Annotated in this window: 6 protein-coding genes; 1 reads left to right on the top strand and 5 read right to left on the bottom strand. The window is 60.4% G+C overall.

The genetic code is table 11. The features are described from left to right. The 5 genes from AC6FTP_RS23815 to AC6FTP_RS23795 all read right to left on the bottom strand — a co-directional run. A partial coding sequence (locus AC6FTP_RS23815) for an HAD family hydrolase (RefSeq protein WP_497209406.1) occupies positions 1 to 764 on the bottom strand: 764 nt, incomplete at its 3' end. 75 nt (positions 765 to 839) lie between these two features. Beyond that, the gene (locus AC6FTP_RS23810) at positions 840 to 1,739 is read right to left on the bottom strand and encodes a TIGR01777 family oxidoreductase (RefSeq protein WP_497209405.1); all 900 of its coding nucleotides are present in this window, start codon (positions 1,737 to 1,739) and stop codon (positions 840 to 842) included. A gap of 96 nt (positions 1,740 to 1,835) precedes the next feature. After that, a complete protein-coding gene (locus AC6FTP_RS23805; protein ID WP_497209404.1) occupies positions 1,836 to 2,426 on the bottom strand; it encodes a sigma-70 family RNA polymerase sigma factor in 591 nt (196 codons plus the stop codon). Positions 2,427 to 2,634: 208 nt separating this feature from the next. Further along, positions 2,635 to 3,645 carry a Gfo/Idh/MocA family protein gene (locus tag AC6FTP_RS23800; RefSeq protein ID WP_497209403.1) on the bottom strand — a complete coding sequence of 337 codons (1,011 nt, stop codon included), beginning with the start codon at positions 3,643 to 3,645 and terminating at the stop codon, positions 2,635 to 2,637. A 71-nt stretch (positions 3,646 to 3,716) separates the two neighbouring features. Next, positions 3,717 to 4,814: an aminopeptidase gene (locus tag AC6FTP_RS23795; protein ID WP_497209402.1), complete on the bottom strand. Its 1,098-nt coding sequence runs from the start codon at positions 4,812 to 4,814 to the stop codon at positions 3,717 to 3,719. 179 nt (positions 4,815 to 4,993) lie between these two features. Between AC6FTP_RS23795 and AC6FTP_RS23790 the strand changes: the two genes are divergently transcribed. Next, positions 4,994 to 8,670 (top strand): Calx-beta domain-containing protein (locus AC6FTP_RS23790; RefSeq protein ID WP_497209401.1); only part of this gene is annotated, 3,677 nt, incomplete at its 3' end.

Raw genomic sequence — 8,670 nt, 5'->3', positions numbered from 1 at the left:
GAGCGATAGTCAGCGGGGGCGATGTGCTTTACGCGGTCGGCGATGGCATTGAGCTGGTAGCATTTGCGGAAGCTGGCGCGGCTGGGCTCGTCTGCATTGTACACGGCGATGGCGTGACCGCCGTAGCGCTTCATAAGGGTGAAGCAGGGTACGTCGGTGGGGCCATCGCCGACGTAGATCATGTTCGGGAATGGTATGGGGCGCAGTTCGGGGTCCATGTGGTCGTTCACGTCTTCATGAGGCTCGAGCATGCCTTTGTTGATGCGGAAGAGGTACTGGGTCTTCGTGGTGTGGCTGATGACGCGCTTCGGAAAGCTGATGCGGCCGTCTTTATCGGTGCCGAATTCGCAGCCGAAGATGCGCTTCACATACGGTGCCAGCGAGCTGCCATCCAGCAGCGCCTTCAGGCCGGAGGAGACGATGTAATGCTCGATCTTGATGCCTAACGAGCGGTGCTGACTGCTGAGGGTGGCATTCAGTTCCTCGAAGACTTCGGGCACGCCTTTGTAGTAGCGGAGCTTAGCGCCGAGCTTCACGAGCTCGGCATTGGTGGGGCGGTCCATCTCCAAGTAGTCGAGCATGCACTTGAGGTAGGCGAGCTCGCCGTCGTAGCCCTGCTGATCCACGAGTTCGCGGCTCTTTTTCCAGAACTGGCCTGCGTTGATGCCGAAGTGCGGGAAGAGGGTCTCGTCCTGCATGTAGGTGGGGCTGAGCGTCTGATCGTAATCGTAGATGACGGCGATGGTGGTCTGGGCTGAGGACATGGCGGGGAGGTTGACGATGGTGGACGGTTGTTTCCCAAACCACGGTCAACCACTGTCATCGACCGTCAACCATCGTCAACGGTTTGTGAGGCTGGCGAGGGCGTCGTCGAGCGTCGGATGCGCGAAGCGATAGCCCAGATCGGTGGCGACACGGGGAAAGGCCCGCTGTCCGGCGAGCAGCATCTCCTGGCCCATGCCCGGCATCAGCAGGCGCAGGGCAAAGGCGGGCACATGGAGGAGGGCAGGGCGATGCAGGGTGGCGGCGAGCTGGCGGGTGAAGTCGGCATTCGTGACCGGATTCGGTGAGCAGAGATTCAAGGGGCCGGCGACGGCTTCGTTTTCCAAGGCCCAGAGGATGAGTCCGGCCTGATCCTGCTCATGAATCCAGGACATCCATTGCCTGCCGGAGCCGAAGCGCCCGCCGACACCGCAGGCGAAGGCGCGCTTCATGAGGGGGAAGGCTCCGCCGTCCGGCCCGAGCACCACGCCGGTGCGCAGAAGCACGACACGGGTGCCGAGAGCTTGAGCTTCCATGGCTGCGGCTTCCCACTGGACGCAAAGTTCGGCGAGGTAGCCAGTGCCCGGTGCGCTTTTTTCCTCCAGCAAGGCATCGCCCCGATCTCCGTAAAAGCCGATGCCGGAGGCACAAAGCAGTAGCTTGGGCCTGCTCGCGGGCTGCCAGGAGCGGAGTTGCTCCACGATCTTTTTTGTCAGATCGACGCGGCTTTTCCAGATGCGCTCGCGCTTGGACCGAGTCCAGAGGCCGAACAATGATTCGCCAGCAAGGTGGATGAGCGCATCCAGCGGTGTTTCGGGCAAGGGACTGGTGCTGGTGGAGACGAGCGACCTAGTGACGAGCGGACCTTGGGGGGAGGCGCGTCGTGAATAGCCGATGACTTCATGGCCGGACCCCAGCGCGAGCGCGCTGACAGCCTGCCCGATCATGCCTGTGGCTCCAGTGATTCCGATTCGCATGGTTCTATTTACGGTGGGTGATGGTTTCAAAAAACAACAAAGCGGACCTTTCGGTCCGCTTTGTCTCAGGTTTTGGGGTTCGCTACGGGGAGGGATTCAGGCCAGTTTTGCTTTCACCAGCGTTTCCAGCCGGTTCACTCCACGGCGGATGCGGGCTTTAACCGTGCCGAGAGGCTCATGGAGACGCTCGGCGACTTCAGACTGGGTGAGTCCGCTGAAGTAGGCGAGTTCGATGGCCTGACGCTGGTCGGGATTAAGTTTGGAAACCGCACGCAGGAGGATGCCATCACGCTCTTTGATTTCGAGCAGCTCGTGGCTGGAATCGTCGAACTCGGGCTGCACGCCTTTGCTTTCGGTCTCGAAATCGTCGTTGAGGCGTGAGCGGCGCTGTTTCGAGCGGATGCGATCGATGGCGCGGTTGCGGGCTATGGTGGTGAGCCAAGTGAGAGGCTTTCCTTTGCGGGGCTCATAGAGATGGGCCTTATTCCAGAGTTGGACGAGCACTTCCTGCATCACGTCTTCGGTGTCGTGGTGGTCATTTAGGACGTGGGAGATGGAGGCAAAGATGAGGCCCGAATACTTCTGATAAAAGGTCTGATAGGCCTTCGAATCACGTTCGGCTATCCGCTGGATGAGGCGGATGTCTTCCTGCACTTGGGCTTCGGCGAGGGCTTCTGTCTCAGTCATGGTATTGAGGATAGGATCAAAGTTAGACAAACTTATCTAGCAAGTGAGACACATGGGAGCGTTGGGGGGGGTATTTGTCAAAGGAATCGTCGATGAATCTTATTCACAGCCTCTGTCTTTGAGACAAAAAGGGTCTTATTCGCCTTTTGTCCACATGCCCGAAGACTTTGTCTCAAGGCCCGTTGGACCTCGCAAGTCTAGTATGCGTTCACTTACCTGCTGGTTTTGGCGGCTGAGCGGGCAGCCAGGCATCAGGGGCACTGGCTTTCGTGAGGACTTCACGCAGGGTGATGACCTTGCCGTTCTGGCGCTTGCTCTCCTGAGCGGCTTCCATGAAGGCGTAGATCTCGAGCGTTTGTTTGGCGCTGAGTGGAGCCTGCTTGGTCTGGAAGAATTTGATGATCTCGCGCAGCATGGGGGTGTAGTCGCCCTGGCTGGTTTGTTCGATGATCTTTTCCTGGCCGAAGCGGATGAGCTTATAGCTGGTGGAGCCCATGGGCAGGGTGTGCAGGGCGTAGAGAGTGCCGAGGCGCCCGCCTTCCCACAGTCCGGTGACGACGGAAACGTCCGGCGCGGAGGTGCGCTCGACGCTGAGGCAGCCTCCGCCCATGACGGTGAAGAGGGCCTCGGCGGAATGGATGCCGTAGAAGAACAGGTCCGGGTGATGCGGTAGCAGCGGCGAGGGGCCGTAGGCCAGGGCAGCACGGGCGGGGATCTGCTCAGCATTTGCCACTTCGATCACGCCGGGCCACCAGCGGGTGGCAGAGGCGCTGAACATGGGCACCTTCGCCGCATCGGCGAGTTTGTAGATCTCGACGGCGTCCTTCAGGCTGGCGGCGACGGGTTTGTCGAGGAAGAAGGGTTTGCCGCTGGCGATGACATCCTTCGCCTGATCGAGGTGCGGGCGGCCATCGACGCTGAGTATCATCAGCGCATCCGAGGCCGCGCAGACCTCGGGGATCGTCGCCATGATCTTCACGCCAAACTTGTCCTTCAGCGTGGCAGTGAAGCCCGCGACGCGGGTGGCGCTCTCCGGCAGATCGGGGCTGCCACCGGCGTAGGCGGCCACGACGCGGGCACCGGGGACGTGATTTGGATTCGCGGGGTCGTTCAGCCGGAGGGTGAACTGCTCGGAGTGGGAGGAATCCAGTCCGATGATGCCGATGCGGATATTTTCAGCCATGACGGGGGCGGCGGTGAGCAGCGTGATCGAAGCCACGAGGGCGGCGAAGAACGGGGGCTGGAGTTTTACATCACACATGGGCCACACAAGACGGCTCGGTTGGAGGATCAATTCAGCGGCTTGAGCTCAGGCAGGAGGAATTTGCCGTCCTTGCGGATCAGCACGCCGTCGAACCAGATTTCGCCGCCGCCATAGTCGGGGCGCTGGATGTTCACGAGATCCCAGTGGACCTGGCTGCGGTTGCCATTGTCGGCGATGCCTTCGTAGGCCTGGCCTGGCGTGAAGTGGAAGCTGCCGGCGATCTTTTCATCAAAGAGGATGTCACGCATGGGCTCTTTGATTTCGCGGTTAAAGCCGATGGCGAACTCGCCGATGTAGCGGGCGCCTTCGTCACTGTCGAAGATCTTGTTGATGGCGGCGGTGTTGTTCGCCGTGGCGTTGACGATCTTGCCTTTGGAGAACTCGAGCTTCACGCTGTCGAAGGCGATGCCCTGATAAATGGTTGGGGCATTGTAGCTGATCACACCCTCGACGCTGTCCTTCACGGGCGCGCTGAAGACCTCGCCATCGGGGATATTGTGACGACCACCGCAGACGATGGACTTCAGGCCTTTCAGGCTGAAGCGCAGGTCGGTGCCGGGGCCTTTGATGTGGACGTCCTTGGCCTTGTCCATGAGCTTCTTGAGCTGATTCATGGCGGGGATGAGCGCGGCGTAGTCGAGCAGGCAGACTTTGAAATAGAAGTCTTCAAAGGCCTGCGTGCTCATGCCTGCCTGCTGCGCCATGGCGGAGGTGGGCCAGCGCAAAACACACCAGCGGGTGTTGTTCACGCGCTCGTTTTGCAGCGGGCGGAGTTTCGCCATGACCATCTTCATCTTCTCGGCGGGCACATCGCTGTTTTCGGTGATGTTGTTGCTGCCGCGCACGGCGATGTAGCAGTCCATCTTCTTCATGAGCTCGAGGTTGTGCGTGCCGATGAGATCATACTGATCATCCGCCGCGTGCAGCATCATCTCACGAGTGACGGCGGTGTCGTGGATGTGGATGAGCGGATGTGCCTTGGCCTCGACGACGGCGCGGATCATCGCCTGAGCGACGTAGTTCGGGACATCAAAGCAGTCGATCCAGACGAAGTCGCCTTTCTTCACCTGGGTGGAGTAGCGGACGAGAGTGCGGGCGAGTTGGTCGATGCGTGGGTCGTGCATGGTCGCTTATAACGAGCAGGGCAGGGGATGGTAAACAGGTTTTTGCAATCGGGGGTCTTTTGATTCAGTTCCAAGAAAGTCTGGCCCGAGACGTTGGGCAAAGGCCCGTCCCTCGCAAGAATACCGACAGCATGCTTGCCGTGCTGATGTCGGATCGGGTATAAAGCTTAATCCCAACCATGAAATCTCGTCTCATCCTGGCCCTGTTGCTCCTGGCCATCATCGTCTTCTGGCTTTTTCAGCAGACTCCGACAAAGCCAAGCGTGCCCTCGACGGCGTCGATCGAGCAGCCTGTTTCTAAGCCTGCGGGCGTGCTTCCTGCATCCAATCTCTCGGCACTTCCGCCTGCGATGGCGACGTTCCGTGAATGGAGTGATGTATTTATCAATGCGCCACTCTCCGAGAAGCCAGCATTGCTGGCGGAAGGTCAGGCCTTTGCCAAAGAGCACACGAAGGAGCTCGCGAAGCTCATCAAGACGGACCCGCAGGCCGCCATCGCCCATGCGGTGCCGATGGTGGTCCGCCAGAAGCTGCCGCCGGAGATCGTGAGCCTGCTGGAGGAGCGGCCGCGTCTGCGCGGTGACTATGAGGTGTATGGCAATGTGCCGCTGCCGGGTCAGGAAGGCAGCACGGAGCCTTACACGCGCACGGTGACCAGCAGCGATGGCAAACGCTGGAATGCCTATGTTTATGGGAAGCGGCAGATGCAGCGCACCATGACGAATGTCTCCCTCAACGGGGTTTCTGTGGCGCGGGACATGGCGGTTTCAGATTCGCCGGTGCGTGTTCTGGAAGTGGGGGAGGTGCCGGTGGCTGATGGGCGTCAGGTGGTGGATGTCTGCCCCGTGTCCGGCATCGAGACGGAAGTGGCGATGACTCAAGCTGGTGCACCACCGCCAGTGACAGAGGAGACGCCAGCCTTTGAGACACCGGAACAAGTGATCTATGTGTGCAGCGGCGGGCACATCAGTCAGATGGCCGAGCAGTACCTCACGGACGAAGAAAAAGCCTACTGGGCATCGCTGGGGACAGATCTGAACTCTGGCGCGGGCAGTGGACCAGCTCATGGGCTGGTGGGCACCGTGCCAGGAGGGTGGACCACAGGCCATCGTACCTTCCTCTACATCCGCGCGACCTTCCCAGACAATCCAGTCGATCCGCAGAACGAGCAGGAGTGCTACGACATGCTGAAGCAGATGAACGATTACATCGTGCAGACAAGCTACGGGCGCTGCTACTTCACCTACGCGGTCCCTCCCCTGATCGTTTTGCCGTATCCGCTGGCTTGGTACAATCGCTACGATGCGGATGTGGGCGGAGGTGATTACCTCATTCAAAATCACGCGCGGCAGATCGCGCGGAGCATGGGGTATGACAATAACAGCTTCAATCTCGATGCGGTGCGCTGGAACGGGGGGCCTGGCAGTTACGGCGGCTCGGCTTCCGTCGGTGGGCGTGGCATGAGGATGAAGACTAGCTTTGCAGGCACCTTCTGTCATGAGCTCGGACACAATCTGGGTGTCTGGCATGCCAACTTCTGGCGCACGACCCCGCCGAGCTTCACGGGCCCGGGCAACAACCTAGAGTATGGCAATCTTTTCGATCTCATGGGCAACAGCGGCAGCTTCGGGCAATACACGGCGAGCTTTAAAAACACGCTCTCATGGATGCCGCAGGAGCAGTTTTGGAATGTCACCTCGAGCGGGCTGTATCGCATCCATCAGACCGACGACGACATCGCCGATCCAAGTCTGCGCTATGCCCTGCGCATCCGGCGTGACTCGGAGCGCGATTACTGGGCGGAGTTCCGCCTGCGACATCCCACGAACGTGGGCTTTACGAATGGATTGATGATGACCTGGGACCAGTGGGGGCTGGGCGGCATCGGCGGCAGTGGTGGTGCTCCGCTGAATGGCAGCAATCGCGGGGCCCAGCTCCTGGACATGACGCCAGGCTCATTCGGCAACGGCATCACGGACACGCGCAACGATTCTGCCCTCTGGGTGGGGCGCACATTCAGCGACCCGGATTTTAACATCCACTTCACCCCCATCGCGAAGAACGCCAGCACCACGCCGCCTTCGATGGATGTGTTTGTTCAGGTCGGGAATGTGCCGGGAAACAATGCGCCGACGCTGGCGATCAATGCCAGCACGACCACGGCGGTCACGGGTGCCAACGTCACTCTCACCGCAACGGCAAGCGATCCCGATTCAGATACCCTGGCTTATTCCTGGGTTTTTGGAGACGGCACATACTCCGTCAACAACGGAGCCGTGCAGACCAAGTCCTGGGCCAGCGCAGGCCATTATCAGGTGCTCTGCACGGCCAGTGACATGAAGGGCAAGCGAACCACGCGCAGCGTGCTCATCACCGTGGGCACGCCGACGACCTTCACGGTCAGTGGCAACATTACCGATCCCTCCGGCCAGCCGCTGGAAGGTGTCTATGTGGCGAACTATACGCCTTCGAATAACCCAAACCATGGAAGCAGCGGCTCATTCCGTGGCACCTGGACCGACAGTGCGGGCAATTACACCCTCACTGGCATCGGCGGTGGAAGTTACACGATCACGCCGACGCTTTACCCGCTCACCTTTGCGGTCAGCGGTTTCGCGAATCCAGTCACGGTAGGGCCGAACTCGACGGGGAAAAACTTCACCAGCACCAGCCTGCCTGCGATCACGATCAGCTACCCCGATGCCACGGCCAACGAAGCCGCAGTCCCCGGCATAGCCACCATCAGGCTGAACCGTGCAGGCAGCACAACGTCCTCTGTCTCCGTGCAGATCTACAATACGAACACGGGCAGTGCGACGCGGAACACCGACTACGCCCTGACACCAGCCCCCGCATCCGCCACCAGCCCGGATGGTGGCAGCGGCACCTCCCAATACATCATCCCTGCGGGCACCAGTTTCCTGGACATCACCCTCACCCCTGTCAATGACGGCGCTGCCGAGGGGATCGAGTACGCGTCACTGGATTTCGTGAACACCGCCAGCGGCTACATCATGGCGGGCAACCCGCGTGCCGTGGTGCCGATCATTGATGACGAAAGCAGCCTGCCGGTGGTGCAAATCACCTCCGTCGATGACAATGGTCACGAGGCTGGCACGGACACGCTGACGATGAAACTGGAGCGCACTGGCGTGATTACCGCAGCGCTGACAGTGAACCTCACCTACACCGGCACGGCCACGAACGTGACGGACTACGCCGCTCCTGCCAGTGTGATCATACCGGCTAACAGCGCCAGCACGACCTTCACTCTCACGCCGGTGAATGACACGACCATTGAGACGACGGAAACCATCATCGCCACACTCGCGACGAACGCGGCTTATCTGCGGGATGGCACGGCACAGAGTGTGACCTCCATTTTGAATGACGATGACATGCCCACTGTGACCGTGGCCACGACAGATGCAGCGGCGGGCGAGGCCGGCTCGGACAAGGGGCTCTTCACCATCACCCGCACTGGTGAGGTGACGACTTCGTTGACGGTGGACTATTCAGTGAACGGCCGCGCAGTACTGGGCACGGACTACCGCAGGCTGGATGGCCGCGCCGTGATCCCGGCGGGCAGCACCTCCATCACGGTGGAGATCGTGCCCTTTGATGACGCTCTCGATGAAGGCCCCCAGGACGTGATTTTGCAGCTCCGCACGGCTCAAAATTACGTCATCGGCGGCACGGGGACGGGCACAGTCAACATCGCTGACAATGACGCCAGCCAGGTCTATGTGGAGCTGAACACCGGCACCGGTCTGGAGCCTGCCAGCGGCAGCACGAATGGCCCCGTCTTCCAGATCTCGCGTCCGTCAACTGGCACTGCCATCACGGTGAACTACAG

Origin of the sequence: Prosthecobacter sp. (genome assembly GCF_044378005.1) — a bacterium.
Taxonomy (GTDB): domain Bacteria; phylum Verrucomicrobiota; class Verrucomicrobiia; order Verrucomicrobiales; family Verrucomicrobiaceae; genus Prosthecobacter.
This window is presented reverse-complemented; position numbering and strand designations above follow the sequence as displayed.